Here is a 17,299-nt window from a genome sequence, read left to right as displayed (position 1 = left end):
CTTTGCTATCCTGGCTTTATTTTAAACAGAATGGTTTCTGATCGTGCGAACAGAAGTGGCGATTTGTGCAAACAGTCGCGGGTTTGAATGATATCTGAATAGTTGAAATTGAGGCCTTGTGTTCGCTTCAAGCAGCCAAATTTGTTGATTCGTATCGATGGCGATATCTAAGCCCAGCTCTGTTATTTTTGGAAAATGCCGCTTCATGGCGTGGGCAATTAAACTGGACATTTTTTTGATCCGGTCTTCCCATTCTTCCCCTTCTTCTTTCGTCACTTGAAGAGCTTGATACAGCCGTATCGCCCGTCCGCCGCTGCTGTGATTTGTCACGAAACGGTTCGGAGCTGCTATCTTCCCCATAATGCCGAAGAACTTCCATTTTCCGCTCGGCCTAAGATGCAATAAAGCTCGGAAATCGATCGGATTGCCGTCGATTCGAATTAATTCGATGCCTTGCTGTACGAGATACCTCTCTTCTCCGATCAATTGCTTCAGCTTTAGAGAAGCTTTTTTCACGCTGTGGTAAACCATTTTTTTCGAAGCTGTTCGGATGATATAACGCTCTCCCTCACGGGTAACCTTCATAATGCCTTGCCCCTGCATGCCTACATCAGGTTTGACAAAAAGGACAGCATGTCTTTCGATCATCTGAATAAAAGCTTGCGGGGTAAAAAGCTCTGTTTCGGGCAAATATTTTCGGAGTTCCGGCTCGCCCCAGAGCGATTCATGCTTCAGCCATTTCCTTCCAGGATATTTAATCAATCTAGCTTTCACTTTGGAATCTCCTCCGCTTGTTAAGAGCTGTTCACGTCATGAAATAAGCTGTGATCGACGTTATTCATGTTATTCCGGTATTAATCAAAGAGTACCTGCCCGCAATATTATTCATGATTTAGGCGAATATCCAAGGCGGGACGAATGCTTTTGCGCATAGGATATTAAACGGTTCCAATCTTGCGAGAGCCATGCAGACGAAAAAGATCGGAGAAACGGATATGAATAATATTTTAGGCATTATGACACATCGAATTATGCGCCCGGAAAACTTTACCCGCCATGCACGGTCCGCGCTAGCCGAGAAGTTTGAGGGAGTCATTATTTACACCCCAAAGGATGTGAATCTGCAGAAGAGGCAGATCCATGGCTGCGTGTATCAAAGCGGAGGCTGGACCCGGAAAACGGTCCCTTATCCAAAAATCAATATGGACATCGGTTTTTATCCGCCTGTGCTGGAGGCAAGAGCTAGTCTTGTGAAAAAGAGCAGGCAGCTTCGTTTTACCGGCTACGGCTTAGGCAACAAATGCAAAATTCAAAGCCATTTGGTTGGCTCTTCAGTTCTTGAGCCGCACCTATTGCCAACTGAAAAAATAAATAGTGCGCAGCAGTTCATTCAATTTTTGAAAAAGCATGAAAGCATTATGGTGAAGCCGATCAACGGATGGGGCGGACGAGGGATTATAAGGGTAACGCTGGAGAAGGAGCGTTTTGTTGTCCAAAGAGATGGCGCCGTGAAGAAGAGCTTGCCGAGCGCTAAGCTGGAATCCTTCATTCGAGGCGTTTTGAAAGACGGCAGGCATTTGATGCAAAAGTGGATTGATATTAGAAACAAAAAAGGAAAAGTATTCGACATACGCGCACTCATGCAGAAGAAGAACGATGGAGACTGGGTCATGACGGGCATGGCCGTCCGAGAAGGCATGAAGGACAAAATTACCTCAAATATTAAGAGCGGCGGCGACGCCTATAAAGTAGCGGATTACCTGGAGAGCGAGCAAGGCAGCGAGAAGGGAGAAGCGCTCACAAAATCGATTGTTGAGGTGGCGGAATATATTCCGGATTTTGTGGAAAAATCATACAACTCTCGCTTGTCAGAGCTCGGGATCGATCTCGCTGTAGATCGGAGCGGGAAGCTTTGGCTCATCGAGATCAATATTAAGCCGGGGAAAATGATAATAAAGCGATTATACGGGAAAAAAGCTTGGGAACAATGCCTTCATATTCCTTTTCATTATGCTCGAAATTTGCTCGCAAAAAAATAAATGCGAACCCCCGTTATCTTCGTTGGTGGAGATAACGGGGGTTTCATATATGGAAAAATTTTGAAGCTTACCCATGGCTGGATATATGTACCATCGAAATTGATTAGTAAAACTTGCTATTATAGGAATACATCACATATTAGGAGTTGGTAGATCTATGAAGAAAAAGATTATTGGCTTTACCTTAGCATTATCTTTAAGCACGACTGGAATGGCTTTCGCTGCTACTGATTTTTCTACATCCGAAGCGGTGGCCAAATATAATAAGTATATTAACGCTGATAGTTATGTAAAAGACGAATTGTATAATGCAGCAGATTTCCGCAGCAAGTATGCCAGCCTCAAAGGCACGCTGGCTTATCAAGTTGTGGAGCGCGCGATATGGTATATGGAGAACGGTTACTTTATTTATGGACATGGCTCGAAAGCGTACGGGAAGTATGGTTACGAGGATTGCTCGGGTTTTACTAGCCTTGTTTATGGCGACTTCGGCTACAATATTACTGAAGCATCAAGAAGCTATGATTCCGTTGGAACGAAGGTTGCAGGCGTAGGCAAGAAAAAGGTAAATGGAAAGTGGCAGCTTACAGGCACTCAAAACCTGCGAATTGGAGACATTCTGACTTGGCAGCAGAGCGATCACATCACTCACGTCGCCATCTATATGGGTACCAACCGGGAGGGCCAGCCCGTTGTCATCGGAACAAGAGATGACGGCAACCCTACGGCACTTGGCACGGTAGATAGCTGGTCCTATTGGTGGGGCGAGAAATTTCATTCCGCGAGACGGGTATTGCCTGGTTCAGCCTTAAGCGGAATGGCAGGAAAAACGGAAAAAGCGCCAGTCATACCGCAATCCTACGTGCTTCCGCCGCAGAAGAAGGTTCCTGCGTGGTCAAACGGCAGTACATCAACACCGCAGCCAACACCGCAGCCGCCGGTAACTTCAAAGCCTGATGACCAACAAGCACAGAAAAAATATGTGGTTACGAAAAAAGGGTGGGTATCACTCAAAGCGTCAGCCAAACAAAGCTCAACAACGGTTGGAAGGCTGGAGCTTGGAGAGAAAGCTGAACTCGTTAAGGAAGTTAATAGTTATTGGTATCAGGTTAAAGTAAATGGCAAGAACGTATACATAACGTCGAACAGTACGTACACCAAAGTCGTTACTGAATAGTCGACCGATTCGATTCCTAGGTGTGAGCGTCATGTTGAGAGCAGACTGTGCATTTCCGGCAGTCTGCCTCGCAACGGACGCTCATGCCTTTTTTCTATTTCCATAATTGAATCTTGAATATAGGCGAATATCCAATGCGGGACTAGTGCCCGGATCATATGATATGGTGTGGCTCCGCGCTTTTCGAGAGTTCATTAAAGATTTAGAGAACGGAGATGAATCATGAGTACGGACATTACGATCGCCGCGGTCGGAGACTTCCTCATCAAGACGAGAATTATTAACTCCGTCAAGGTTTCCGGTGAAAAAGGATACGATTTTGATAAGCTATTTGAACAAGTTGCTCCTCATTTGCAAAATGCAGATTTTACCATTGGCAATCTTGAAACGAACTTCGGTGGGAAAACGAGTGATAACGTATACTCCGTTGTGAAAAGGCATCCTAAAACCAATTGGCCCATGTTCAATTGCCCGGATCAGTTCGCCGGCACGCTAAAAAATCTTGGGTTTGACGTGCTTTCCACTGCAAACAATCATTGTATGGATTGTGGGATCAACGGACTCAAACGAACATTAAGGGTGCTGGATTCCCATGGCCTTGCTCATACAGGAACGTATCGATCACATAGTGATTCGCAACAATATTTAATTAAAGATGTAAAAGGAATTAAGATCGGTGTCTTGGCCTACACGAAGACGACGAATCAAATTCCTGTCCCGTCCGGCCAATCCTGGGCTGTCAATCTGATTTCACCAAATAAAATTGTTTCTGATATTAAGAAGCTGAAATCAAAAGGTGTGGATCTTGTTATTGTATGTATGCATTTCGGAAGAGAATACGGCATGTTCCCGAATGATCAGCAAAAAAACCTCGTTCCGTTATTATTCAAAAACGGAGCGGATATTATTCTAGGGGCGCATTCACATGTGATCCAGCCCGCTTTATTTTATAAGGTAAAGGACCATACGGGCGAGAATAAGCAAAGGTTTGCGATTTATTCCTTAGGCAACTTTATTTCGACAAGGCTATATAGAAATGATCACACATTAACGGGTCTCATTACAAGGCTCAAAATTAGGAAATATGATGACGGTACGACGCAAATCATGAGCGCTGATTTTATTCCCACCTGGGTGAGGATTACCAAATCAGGAGGCAGAAGTGTATTTCGGGTATTGAATTTGAAAGACGAAATAAAAAAACAAGCCGGCGGAACTAGCAATGAGCTGGTTCGAATGAGGAAAATGTATGAGCATGTCAAGCATCATATAAAACGAAGCACAGATGCTCCTGAATTAAAAGTGTTGTAGCCATACATGTGATGAAAAAGATCACCCTACCGTCCCGTAATGCGGGTTAGCAGGGTGATCATTTAATGAGAAATTCCAGATGATAGGAATTGGTTTGTCCTTATTTGTGATAGCGCTTACTTTCGGCAATGTGCCGCTACTTAATTACGCGTCTTGCTACGATAAATCTATCTTTGTAATAGCTGCTCTTATAAATGTTGGTTACAACAACATCTGATTTTACACTAGCGTTATGAATCATTTTGCCATTGCCGATATAGATACCGACGTGACCGACATCTTTCTTATTTTTGGAGCCGCCGTTCCAAGTGAATATCAAATCGCCTTTCTCAAACTTGCCCCATGTTACCTTTTGACCTACTTTTGCTTGAGCGTCATCATCTCTGTTGACAAGTTTTACACCAACGTTTGCAAGTCTATATGCAAGATACGTGAAGCCAGAGCAATCCGTTTTGTAAGGTGCCCTTGTTTCTTGTCTCTTTGTCCAATGTACATAATCTACTTTGTTGGTTAAGCCAATTGCGGTCTGAACAAGCTTATTTCTTTTTGCGGATACGGATGCGGCATCGACGTCCTGTACTTGTAATAACGAAGTTGCCGGCAAGCTGATGGCTAACATCAAGATTGCGATTTTTCTTTTAATTCCTTTTTTCATGTGTAATCTCTCCTCTGTGTTAGTCTCATCCGTATTATAAGTTTACTTTGCAGAGGAAAAAAACCTGAAAAAATTGGAACGTAACCGCTACCAGTATGCAAAAAGGTTGGAAAAAGCTAGCTGCAATGCGGCTTTTATTCCTTAATCGCGAGGCTCGCCATTTCTTATGAATATTTTTTTTCTTGTTGTAGCGTGCCCAGTATGTTAGAATGGCCGGCTATTCCAGAGAATAGCCGTTTTTTCGTGATAGATGCTGGATTTGAATGACTAAATAGGAAATTCGCCGATGACCTCATACATCGGTGAAGCATGCATATGGGTGCGCATAAGGACGAAACGGTCGGCTTCCCAGTCGAATGCAGAGGGAGCGGAGGCTGTCGACTCATTTGACATGTCCATGCCTCCCGTGAAGCCCCTGGCCAAGGTGATATGCGGCGAATAGGGACGATCCTCCGGCTCGAAGCCGGCCGTTAGGGTTGCCTTGATCACCTCCGCGTGAAGGCTGTTTAAACCTTCAAGGTCTCCGGCAACTGCTGCCCAAAGCACGCGGGGAGATTTGGCCGGTCCAAAGGTGCCTGCTCCGTTCAACGCTAGCGACAAGGACTTTGCCTTTACTTCACGAAGAGCAGCTTGCAGCGTATCACGCTGGGCAGCTGTTGTGTCGCCTAGAAACTGAAGCGTAATATGGTAATCGCGCGGATGGGTCCATTTTCGGAAGGGGAGCTTCTCTTTGTGGACGAGTGTCCATTGTTCCAGCTTCTTTGAGATAGGCTCCGGTACAGGTATGGCAATAAATAAGCGCTGCTTATGATCGTTCGAATGTTGTTGTCCCATTTCGATAACCTCGCTTTATTCTAATATCCGGTTATGTAAACCAAATATCGCGAAATCGTACCCAACCAAGCGATTCGAGCGATATTCCCCGTACAGATGGGTGGAATGCTGTTTTAAGATGTTTACAGTAGAGGAACAGGAGGCTGTGTCTCTCTTTAAGCTCTGCTTCAATGTCTAAAAATATCCCCTCTCGAATCGAGCGGTCTGGCTCGCCCAGAAGACTTCGGATGCCGCGCTCCAGCCTATTATGAACGTCCGGCAGCGCATGCTGCTGCATGCTTTTGTACAAATCAATAAGCCTGAGCTCGCGATGCTCGTCCAGCATGATCGCAAAGAGCAGCAGATCGGCGGACATGCGCGCTGTCCCTTTGAATTGCTCGGCAGGGATAAGATTGATATGCAGCGGTATGCCAGACCTCGCACAGACCTGCCGAATAATCTCTGCATCCGCTGCATATTGCGGAATAGTGGCGAGTACTACCGTTTCGCCGTTATAGCCTGAGCTTGCAAGTGCTCGCTTGATGAGGCTCCAGTCACAGCCCGCGTCCTCCGGCAATTTATGCGATTTATCCGGCCAAAAGCTGTTCACGCCTTCTATTACATCTCCCGATAGCAGCTTTAGCAGCTCGGTCCGCTGGGTAGCGAGATCAATAGCCGCTCGAATGGCCGGGTTTGCCAGCAGGCCGTCCTTCTGCTCATTTACGGTGATGAACTTGCAGGTCATTCCCGATTGTCTAACCTGCTGCCACCGATCTGCTGCATGCTCCGACAATCTCGCGTTATGCATAACCTGAAACGACTGCAGCTCTGCATGCTTCTCGCGCGCCTCCTCCTCAGCAATGGTCCAAACCTCAACCCGATCGAGAAAGGCCCTTCCTTGAAAATAAGGAGCAAATGCCTCTAATATCCAAACGCCCTGCTCATTTCCCACGAATCGAAAAGGACCTGTGCCAATAGGCTTCTCGCCGAATTGCTCACCTGCTGCCAAACATGCATCCTGAGGGACGATCGATGCGCGATTGGTCGTGAGGAAAGCGAGAAAGGCTTCGTTCCGCTCGGATAATTGAATGCGAATCGTTGTGTCATCCGGCGTGTCCATCGCTACGATATCGGAGTAGACCCAGCTATAGAGACCGAGCGGAGCCAGCCGTTTAAGCCGCTCAAGCGAAAATTTGACATCGGATGAATCCAGCTCGCGTCCATGATGGAACAGTACGCCTTTGCGCAAATAAAACGTCCACCGTGTTCGCGTCTCATCAACCTCCCAAGCATGCGCAAGCTGCGGCAAAATATGCTCGCCCTTCGGATCGATGCGAACAAGCCCATCAAAGATCTGATTGACGAGATGGGATTCGCCCGTGTAATGGATGTATGCCGGATCCAGCGAATAGATCGTTTGCTGCAGCGGAAAGCGCAAAATATCGGTGCGCCGCTTGCCCTGCACCTCGGAATGAAAGCCGAACTGGTCGGACAGCCAGTCTTGAAACTGATCGCGCAGCAGCGGTGAATCTTCAACCTGCTTCAGAAGCCCGAGCGCGGCATGCAGATCCTGCTTTTGCATCATTTCCTGCGCTTCCTGCAGCGCGATTTGCTCCTTGCTGATAAGGAAAGCTAGCGTCGAACGGTTGCCCCGCCCCCTTTTTGGCTCCCAAGTCAGCCACTCCTCCTGCTGCATTCGCTTTAATAAAAGAACCATATTTCGGTGTGTGCAATCAAGCAAATTGGCAAGCTCCTGCGTAGTGGCTTCAAAGGAGAAGTTCTCTTGTACAGTCGGATATGCGCGCCTAAGCGTTAAGTAATGTCGACGTATTTTCATGCAAAATACTCCTAACTTGAAAATATGAAATTTTCCAATTATAACTTACACTTTTTGTTCTTGTTTTCTAGGTTACAATAAAAGGAGGAAATTAACAAATGGAGTGTGAAGTTGGAATGAATGACATGAGAGATCCGGCGCCATGGCAAAAGCGGTATGAAAAAATGCTTGTTTTTGCTCTCTTATTCGGCCTGATTAGTCAATATTTGTTTGTTGGAGCGCCTGCTGGCATATCCGTTATGGTGTTTATCCTTGGATTTTACAGTCTGTTCTTTTATTCCATCAAAGGAAGATTGGGCGGATTCGAGAAATGGCAGGGGCAAGCAAGATCAGGCTGGCTGCTGTTCATTCCGATTTTTTTGCTTGCGCTAACCTATTCTCTTTATGCAAACAGCTTATTTCGACAGCTGAATGTGTTTGCTTTATTTACGCTAATGGTGTCGCAGACGGTGCTCATGACGAGTAGCAGCACGAAGCCTTGGTATCGAGGCGAGTTTTATGTAGAGCTTATATTTCTAGCGCTTATAAAGCCATTGGCATTCATCGGCGTACCGTTCACCTTGTTAAATGATCGGATAAGAGGGAAGGAGAGCATAGCGTTTAGGAAGAGCAAGTTTGGCAAAATATCGCTTGGCCTTCTCCTCTCCGCGCCTATTCTTATCGTTGTGGTTGCATTGCTGGCGTCGGCTGATGAAATATTTTTATCGTGGGTGATTGAAATTCCTAACGTATTCAGCCTCTTCTCTATAGGAGACGGCATTTGGCGAATCATTGTAGCCGCTTTTTTTGCCTTTTATGCTTTTTGTTACATTTGGGGTTTGCTATTCAGCAAATTAACGGACAAGGCGAGCGGGCCTGCGGCCGATCCGCAAGCAGCCGCTGTTAAGCAAAACGGACGAATTGAGCTGGATCCGATTACAGCAGGCACGCTGCTCATCAGTATCAATCTTGTTTATGTTCTGTTTGTCGCCATTCAATTCTCATATTTATTCGGAGCAGCTAATGGTTTGCTGCCAGACGGAGCAGCTTATGCCGAGTATGCGCGCAGAGGCTTCGCTGAGTTAATTATGGTCGCGCTCATCAACGTGGTGCTGCTTATGTGCGGACTTCATTTCATTCGGCGCACAAGCGCTGCGGCGGAATGGATTCGCAAGCTTGCGCTGACCGTTTTAATCGGTTGTACAATCGTTATGCTTGTGTCGGCTTATAGCCGCTTGTCGTTATATGAGGAGGCATACGGCTTCACGCAAACGAGATTATTGGTACATGGCTTTATGCTGTACTTGGGCGTTCTGTTTGCGATTGCCTTGCTTCGTATTTGGAAGGAGCATTTCTCGATGGGCAAAGCCTATATTTGCGTGTCCATCATTGCTTTTGTCATAATGAATTATCTGAATTTGGATGCGCGCATAGCTGCCAAAAATATCGATCGCTTCGAGCGGAGCGGGAATATCGATATCGCTTATCTCGGAACGCTATCGACGGACGCAGCGCCCGAGCTGCTGAAGCTGCAAGCGAAGCATCCGAAGCTTGCGGGGCTGAGCGAGGCTGTTGACAGGCTTCAGCGCCAGGCTCATCAAAGCAGCAAATGGCAATCATGGAATTTATCGAAGCAAAGGGCAAAGTAAATGAAAGGTAAGGAGATTGCAGGATGCGAATGACAAAAAAACGTTTGTTCACCATTATTCCTTTGGCCATTATCGCTGTGATCGTTTTCCTCTACTTTGAGAACAATGCCATCGGGATCACGAAGTATCAGCTGAGATCTGCTAAGCTGCCAGACGGATTTGAGTCCTACCGAATCGTTCACTTGACGGATCTGCATAGCAAATCCTTCGGTAAGGATCAGAGCACGATTACCCGCAAGGTGAAAAAGCTGAAGCCCGATCTTATTGTAATGACAGGCGATTTGGTTGACAGCAGACGCTACAATGAGGAAATCAGTCTAATGCTGATGCGCAAAATGTCCGAAATAGCTCCCGTATACTATGTGACCGGCAATCATGAATGGGGATCTAGATTCCCCTCATTAGCGAAGGGGCTAAGGGAGCTGGGCGTTCATGTTATGCGCAACGCAAGCGAGCTCGTTAAGCTCGGCGACGGGGAGATTCGGATTGCTGGCGTAGATGATCCTACCTTTAATCATGAGGGCGATGGCGATGTCGATAAGATGAACGCCCATCTGGGGGCGGCCTTCAAAGACGTTGATCGATCAAAGGACGCCTATACGATTTTGCTGTCGCATCGACCGGAATGGTTCTCTGTCTATGTTCAAAATCAAATCGATTTAACGTTCTCCGGCCATGCCCATGGCGGACAGGTTCGATTGCCTTTCTTAGGCGGACTCGTTGCCCCAGGGCAAGGCTTCCTGCCAAAGTATGACGGAGGCAAATATACGGAGGACAGCTCGTCGTTGATTGTTAGCCGCGGTCTCGGCAACAGCATTATTCCGCAGCGGTTGTTTAATCGGCCGGAGGTTGTACTTGTGGAGCTCAAGAAAGCAAATGAATAGCGCATATTAATATATCGAAAGCAAAACCCTGACCGTGCGCGGTCGGGGTTTTATTATGCCCTGATGGATCGAATATATCACCCTCAAACCCCGGTTTTTGAAGCAGAAAAGGTTGGGTAATGAATCTCCTAGTTATTAGTAGAATCACACTGAAATCCATTTATGATTGTAGAAAAGAGCGCTTCCATCGTAGATTAGCAACGTTTCAAAACGCTTACAATGCAAGTATGATTTTCATAGAGGCACGTCTGTACTCTGAAAAACAAAAGGAGGGTTCTATTTGTCAAGATCGAGAAAAAAGATTGTAAGCATGCTATTGTTGTTCTTCATGTTGACGACATCGTTATTTCCCGCAGCCATTTGGCCTGCAGCGACCGTTCATGCGCAATCTGAAGAACCAGGTTCTGAAACCGTTGCCACGTCAGTTTATGAGTCCGTTTATGATGGGCTAGTCACGTTGAAATCATCTAATAAATTGCTAGAGGATAATTTCAAATGGGCAACCGGCCAGGCGCTTGAGTTTGTCCAAACGGGCAAGTCTGGACCGGTAAACGTTAATAAAACCGGAGGTCAAGCAGGTCCTTTTACATATATCCCATCATATTGGGCGGGATATAAACATCGAACCGCATTTTATAGCAGAGACTTTGTCCATCAAGCGCCAGGGGCAAGCATACTTGGACTTAACAACGAGAACTTCAGCATGTTCCAGACGTTTGCCAAAGGGGCGACGGCAGCTAGAAAATGGTACACCCTGTGGGCGTATAACTTTGACGCCTCCAACTATACGATCGACTATAAAAGCGACACCAACTTTGTCCGTGAGGTGCCTGCACAGTTTGAGCTTGTAGAGAAGGCATATAAGCAATATCTATGGACAGGCAACGAAGACTACATTAATGATCCGTTTTTATGGAATTTCTACACAAAATCTGTAACCGATTTCATCACATTGCATGATACGAACGGCAATGGTGTCGCTGAAGGAACGGGCGGCGGTATTTTCTCAGGCGCAGTAAGCTACAATGAAAGAAGCGACGAGAAGATCATCGAAGCTGGCGATGCGATTGGATCGCAGTATCAAGCATTCCTTGCTTATGCAAATATGCTGGAGGCGAAAGGCAATAGCGCTGAAGCAGCAAATTACTTTGCCAAAGCACAACAGCTGAAAGACTATTTCAACAACGAGTGGAGCATCAAGGACGGCGACAAATTAGGCAACTTTTCTAGAGCGCTCAATATTGACGGGCAAACGAAATATACCGATTTCGGCAAAGAGAACAGCTGGTTTATGCCAATGAAGCTCATCACCGAGCCAGGTCAAAGAAACAGCAAATACCTGGACTACATTTCGGGCCAAATTGGCAATGGCTTGCTCTATGCCACTCCGACCACAAAAGCTACATTAGACAAACCGAATTCTCCTTCGAATATTGAGGCGTATTCCTACTTGCCCGATACGTTCTATCCGTATAACCGAGTGAATGAAGGCTGGAAATGGCTTAAATTCCTTATGGAAACAAGACCTAACAGACATGAGCAATTTGCAGCAGGTACGCTGACTAATGGCGAATATCCGGAAATTTCATACACGATTATCGGCAACGTTATTGAAGGGCTGATGGGCATTGAGCCTAATGCACCTAAGCATACGGTTGCAACGGCGCCAAGGCTTGCAGGCGAAGTTCCCGATGTAAACGTTGATTTCCTGAAAATCGGAGAAAATGAACTTAGCGTTGCTCATACAGGCAACACCAAAACAGAACTTGTAAATAAAAAAGGAACAGAGCCGCTTACATGGGAAGCACGCTTTTACGGCGAATTCCCTACGATTACGCTTAACGGAACGGACATGCCAGCACTTCATAAAACAGTTAATGGCGTAAAAGTAAGCTACATTACAACTTCGGTTGCTGTAGGCGCTGCTGCGCAAGCAGAAGCAAGCACAGTTGGAGTCGCGGATCAGGCAGACGTCCCTTCCAGCGATCGGGCAACAGGCACCTATGATACGACGATTGCTTTGGCATTAACGACTCCAACAGCCAATGCAAAAATCTATTACACATTGGACGGCTCAACGCCAACAAGAGACTCGAACCTTTATACGAGCCCATTCATCATTCAAAAATCGGCTACGTTAAAGCTGTTTACAGCAAGCGAAACACTTTTTGACAGCGATGTTGTTTCTTATAATTATACGATTAACGCTCCGATTGTAGAAAAACCAGCTTCGTCGAAAGAGGCAGCAACGTACAGCGCACCTTTTTCAATTACACTAAGCACAGGCACAGCAGGAGCAGATATTTATTACACGACAGATGGTAAAACGCCGACAAGAAATAGCACAAAGTTCGTCAATCCAATCGCAATTGATAAAACAACAACAGTAAAAGCAATTGCCTATAAAAATGATTTTGTAGATAGTGACGTAGTCGTGTTTGACTATGCAATCGTCTTGCCTACTGCAAGCACGCCAACAGCGAATAAGGCGGCAGGGCGTTACACTGAGCCGTTCCAATTAACGCTTGGAACAGAAACGGCAGGCGCTTCCGTTTACTACACAACAAACGGAGATACACCAACGATTAACAGTAAACTCTATACAGGTGCAATTGACATTACCCAATCAACTACGGTAAAGGCTATTGCTATAAAAGACTTTTACACGAACAGTAATGTTGCTTCCTATTCCTATCGGATCTTGAGCGGTCCGCTTGCTGCTCCGGCAAGTGCAACCGTATATTTATCCGACTTGAACTGGGTTAGCGCAACTACAGGTTGGGCGGGGCATCCGCCGCTAAAGGATCGTGCCATTAATAATGCGAATACGCCGATTAAAATTAACGGCAAGACTTATGCGAAAGGGATCGGAGCTAACGCCACTTCTATTATTAAATATAATATTGGCGGCGGATACGGTACATTTAAAGCCGTAATCGGCATAGACGACGTTCAAAACAAGAAGGGCACGGCTACTACCATTTGGTTCGAAGTGTTAGGAGACGGTTTCTCTCTTTATAAGAGCCCGACAATGAACACGGTGAACGGTCCAGCAGCAGGCATTCCAATCGAATTGGATATCGTAGGTGTAAATGAGCTTACGCTTGTATTGAATGATGCTGGCACGCCAGCAAACAATCCTGCAAACAGCGATCACGGCGATTGGGCCGACGCAAAAATTTTCCCGCGGGGCGCTGTTGCAAGCGTTGCTCTTAACAAACCGACAGTGACATTGTCTGTCTACGGTACAGAGCAGCTTACATCAACCGTTTCGCCATCAGATGCGATTAATCAAGCGGTAACATGGACTTCAAGCGATCCATCAATTGCGTCAGTAGATGCAGCAGGAAAAGTTACGGCAGTAGCGCTGGGTACGGCGACTATAACGGTGACAACACAAGATGGAGGTTCTAAAGCAACTACGGCTGTTACGGTTACGCAGCCTGTAACGGGAGTGACAGTTAGCGAATCGTCATTAAGCCTAGCTGCGGGAGAGAAATCACAGCTGGCAGCAATAGTTGCACCAGAAAATGCGACTAATAAGGCAGTTGAATGGAGCACGAGCGATTCTGCGATTGCGACAGTAAGCAGCACAGGCGAGGTGACCGGAGTAGCGCTTGGTACGGCGACCGTTACGGCGACAACGAAAGATGGCGGTTTTAAAGCCACGACGACTGTCACGGTAAAGGTACCGCAAATTACGCTTCAATCCTCAAACGCGTTGCTTCAGGATAATTTCCAATGGGCAATCGGTCAGGCGCTTTCGTTTGTTCAAACGGGCAAATCTGGACCGGTTAACGTAAACAAGGGCGGCGGCCAGCCAGGTCCGTTCGAATATATCCCATCTTATTGGGCGGGATATAAGCATCGCACTGCGTTTTATAGCAGAGACTTCGTCCATCAGGCACCAGGAGCGAGCATACTCAGACTTAACAACGAGAACTTCAGCATGTTCCAAACCTTTGCCAAAGGGATGACGGAAGCTAGAAAATGGTACACCCTATGGGCGTATAACTTTGACGCTTCTAATTATACGATCGACTGGAAGAGCGACACCAACTTTGTTCGTGAGGTGCCAGCACAGTTTGAACTAGTCGAAAAGGCGTATAAACAATATCTTTGGACAGGAAACGAAGCTTATATTAATGATCCTGATATGTGGAATTTTTACACCAAGGTTGTTACCGATTTCATTGCTTTGCATGATACGAACAACAATGGTGTCGCAGAGGGCACGGGCGGCGGTATTTTCTCAGGCGCAGTAAGCTACAATGAGAGAAGCGACGAGAAGATCATCGAAGCCGGCGATGCGATTGGATCGCAGTATCAAGCATTCCTTGCGTATGCCAATATGCTGGAGGCGAAAGGCAACAGCGCTGAAGCAGCAAATTACTTTGCCAAAGCTAAACAGCTTAAAGATTATTTCAACAACGAGTGGAGCGTCTATGACGGCGATAAGGCAGGCATCTATGCCAGAGCGCTCGGAATTGACGGGCAAAAGAAATATAGCGGTTTCGGCAAAGAGAACAGTTGGTTCATGCCAATGAAGCTGATCACCGAACCAGGACAAAGAAACAGCAACTACCTGGACTATATTTCGGGCCAAATCGGCAATGGTTTGCTCTATGACAGCCCAACCGCAAAAGCAAAGCTGGACAAACCGAATTCTCCTGCAAACGTTGAGGCTTATACGTATTTGCCAGACACGTTCTATCCGTATAACCGAGTGAATGAGGGTTGGAAATGGCTTAAATTCATTATGGAAACGAGACCGAACAAACACGAGCAATTTAACTCCGGTACATTGACGAACGGCGAATATCCGGAAATTTCATACACCATCATCGGCAACGTTGTTGAAGGGCTGATGGGCATTGAGCCGAACGCACCTAAGCATGCGGTTGCTACGGCGCCAAGGCTCTCAAGCGAAGTTCCCGACGTTAAGGTTGATTACCTGAGAATCGGCGAAAATGAAACAAGCGTTGCCCATACAGGCAACACCAAAACCGTATTCAAAAATAAAACCGGCACAGGGCCGATTGCGTGGGAAGCGCGTTTTTACGGTAATTTCCCTACGATCAAACTTAACGGAAAAGATACGCCGGCACTTTACAAAACCGTAAATGGCGTGAAAGTAAGCTATATTACGACATCTGTTGCGGTAGGTGCTAGTGTTGAAGCTGAGGCAGTCGCAATGGGGACAGCGAATAAGGCTGAATTGCCGTCCAGCGACAAGGCATCAGGGGCATACGATACGACTATTTCTGTCGCATTAACGTCTCCAACGGTCAACACACAAATCTATTACACATTGGATGGCACTACGCCAACAAGAGATTCTAATCTTTACAAGGCTCCATTCATTATCCAAAGATCAGCTAAGTTAAAGGTGCTTGCAGCCAGCGAAACGATTTTGGACAGCGACATCGCAACTTACGATTATACGATTAATGCGCCGATTGTAGAGACGCCGTATCCGAATTTAGAGCCGGGCACGCACAATAAATTTTTATCGGTTACATTAAGCACGTACACAGCTAATGCTGAAATTTATTACACGATTGACGGCAAAACACCAACAAAGAACAGCACAAAGTACGTCAATCCGATCAATATTACGAAAACAACTACAGTAAAAGCCATTGCATTTAAGGATCAATGGACGGATAGCGACATAGCGGCCTATGCTTATGAGATCGTGCTGCCTAAGGCCGCTAATCCAACAGCCAGCAAGCCAAGTGGGCGTTACGATGATCCGTTTCAAATCACACTTGAAACAGCAATAGCAGGCGCAGCCATCTACTACACAACAAACGGCGATAAGCCAACGAAGGATAGCACGCTTTATACAGGTGCAATCGACATTGGCAAATCGACATGGCTGAAGGCGGTTGCTATCAAGGATGAGCATTACGATAGTGATATTGCATCGTTTGTTTATCACATCAAAGGAACTCTGCCAGTACCAGCAAGCAAAGAAGCCTATCTTTCTGACTTGGATTGGGTAAGCGCAACTAGTGGTTGGGCAGGGCATCCGCCGCTCAAGGATCGTGCCATCAACAATGCTTCCACTCCGATTAAGATCAATGGCAAGACTTATGCTAAAGGTATCGGAACGCATGCGATTTCAACCATTATCTATAACATTGGCGGAGGATACGGTAAATTTAAAGCTGTCATTGGGATAGACGATGTGAAAAACACTCCGACCTCACCAAGCAGCGTATGGTTTGAGGTTCTAGGGGATGGCGTATCCCTTTATAAGAGCCCGACTTTGCAATCCGCAAACGGAGTTCCAGCACAAGGCATTCCGATTGAAGTGGACGTAACGGGAGTATACGAGCTTACGCTTTATGTAAGCGATGCAGGCTCGCCTGCGTCTAATCCAACGAACAGCGACCATGCTGACTGGGCTGTCGCGCTGCTCATCCCGCGTGTTGATGCTGTAGGTGTAACAGGCGTGACAGTAAGTGAACCGTCACTTAGCTTAACGACTGGAGCGAAATCGACGTTGACAGCGACGATTGCACCGTTGGATGCAACAAATAAGGGAGTAGAGTGGAGCACAAGCAGCGCGGCTGTTGCAACAGTAAGCAGCACAGGCGAGGTAACTGCTGTAGCGCCGGGTACGGCGACCATTACGGTGACAACAAAAGACGGCGGCTTTACAGCAACGACGACTGTTGCGGTAACGGCGAAACAAGTTGCAGTAACAGGCGTGGTCGTAAGCGAGAAAACGCTCGGTCTAACGACTGGAGCGAAATCGACGCTGACAGCGACGATTGCACCGGTGGATGCAACAAATAAGGAAGTAGAGTGGAGCACAAGCAGCGCGGCTGTTGCAACAGTAAGCAGCACAGGCGAGGTAACTGCTGTAGCGCCGGGTACGGCGACCATTACGGTGACAACAAAAGACGGCGGCTTTACAGCAACGACGACTGTTGCGGTAACGGCG

Annotated in this window: 10 protein-coding genes (1 of these 10 only partly in view); 6 read left to right on the top strand and 4 right to left on the bottom strand. The window is 46.6% G+C overall.

Annotation, left to right across the window (positions count from 1 at the left end; genetic code table 11):
• Positions 1-21: 21 nt before the first annotated feature.
• Positions 22-774: a YheC/YheD family protein gene (locus tag AC2TDN_RS14450; RefSeq protein ID WP_484688475.1), complete on the bottom strand. Its 753-nt coding sequence runs from the start codon at positions 772-774 to the stop codon at positions 22-24.
• A 221-nt stretch (positions 775-995) separates the two neighbouring features.
• Between AC2TDN_RS14450 and AC2TDN_RS14445 the strand changes: the two genes are divergently transcribed.
• The 3 genes from AC2TDN_RS14445 to AC2TDN_RS14435 all read left to right on the top strand — a co-directional run bounded on the left by AC2TDN_RS14445 (position 996) and on the right by AC2TDN_RS14435 (position 4,527).
• Positions 996-2,039 (top strand): YheC/YheD family endospore coat-associated protein, encoded by a 1,044-nt coding sequence (locus AC2TDN_RS14445; protein WP_484688474.1) that lies wholly within the window; start codon positions 996-998, stop codon positions 2,037-2,039.
• Between the two features lie 157 nt (positions 2,040-2,196).
• Positions 2,197-3,216 carry an NlpC/P60 family protein gene (locus AC2TDN_RS14440; protein ID WP_484688473.1) on the top strand — a complete coding sequence of 340 codons (1,020 nt, stop codon included), beginning with the start codon at positions 2,197-2,199 and terminating at the stop codon, positions 3,214-3,216.
• 222 nt (positions 3,217-3,438) lie between these two features.
• Positions 3,439-4,527 (top strand): CapA family protein, encoded by a 1,089-nt coding sequence (locus AC2TDN_RS14435; RefSeq protein WP_484688472.1) that lies wholly within the window; start codon positions 3,439-3,441, stop codon positions 4,525-4,527.
• A gap of 136 nt (positions 4,528-4,663) precedes the next feature.
• On the opposite strand, the gene AC2TDN_RS14430 is transcribed toward AC2TDN_RS14435, so the two are convergent.
• The 3 genes from AC2TDN_RS14430 to AC2TDN_RS14420 form a co-directional block, all read right to left on the bottom strand.
• A complete protein-coding gene (locus AC2TDN_RS14430; protein ID WP_484688471.1) occupies positions 4,664-5,182 on the bottom strand; it encodes a C40 family peptidase in 519 nt (172 codons plus the stop codon).
• Between the two features lie 267 nt (positions 5,183-5,449).
• The gene (gene thpR / locus AC2TDN_RS14425) at positions 5,450-6,016 is read right to left on the bottom strand and encodes an RNA 2',3'-cyclic phosphodiesterase (protein WP_484688470.1); all 567 of its coding nucleotides are present in this window, start codon (positions 6,014-6,016) and stop codon (positions 5,450-5,452) included.
• A gap of 31 nt (positions 6,017-6,047) precedes the next feature.
• A complete protein-coding gene (locus tag AC2TDN_RS14420) occupies positions 6,048-7,832 on the bottom strand; it encodes an ABC transporter substrate-binding protein (protein WP_484688469.1) in 1,785 nt (594 codons plus the stop codon).
• A 98-nt stretch (positions 7,833-7,930) separates the two neighbouring features.
• Between AC2TDN_RS14420 and AC2TDN_RS14415 the strand changes: the two genes are divergently transcribed.
• From AC2TDN_RS14415 to AC2TDN_RS14405, 3 genes are all read left to right on the top strand, one after another.
• On the top strand, positions 7,931-9,460 hold the full coding sequence (locus AC2TDN_RS14415) for a DUF4153 domain-containing protein (RefSeq protein WP_484688468.1): 1,530 nt from the start codon (positions 7,931-7,933) through the stop codon (positions 9,458-9,460).
• A gap of 23 nt (positions 9,461-9,483) precedes the next feature.
• Positions 9,484-10,344, top strand: coding sequence for a metallophosphoesterase (locus AC2TDN_RS14410; RefSeq protein WP_482068806.1), 861 nt, complete (start codon positions 9,484-9,486; stop codon positions 10,342-10,344).
• Between the two features lie 310 nt (positions 10,345-10,654).
• On the top strand, positions 10,655-17,299 hold the 5' portion of the coding sequence (locus AC2TDN_RS14405) for a chitobiase/beta-hexosaminidase C-terminal domain-containing protein (protein ID WP_484688580.1). 114 nt of this gene lie beyond the right edge of the window; the window shows 6,645 of its 6,759 coding nt (coding positions 1-6,645); its start codon is at positions 10,655-10,657; its stop codon lies beyond the right edge, outside the window.

The organism is Paenibacillus sp. Y660 (genome assembly GCF_057221575.1).
This window is presented reverse-complemented; position numbering and strand designations above follow the sequence as displayed.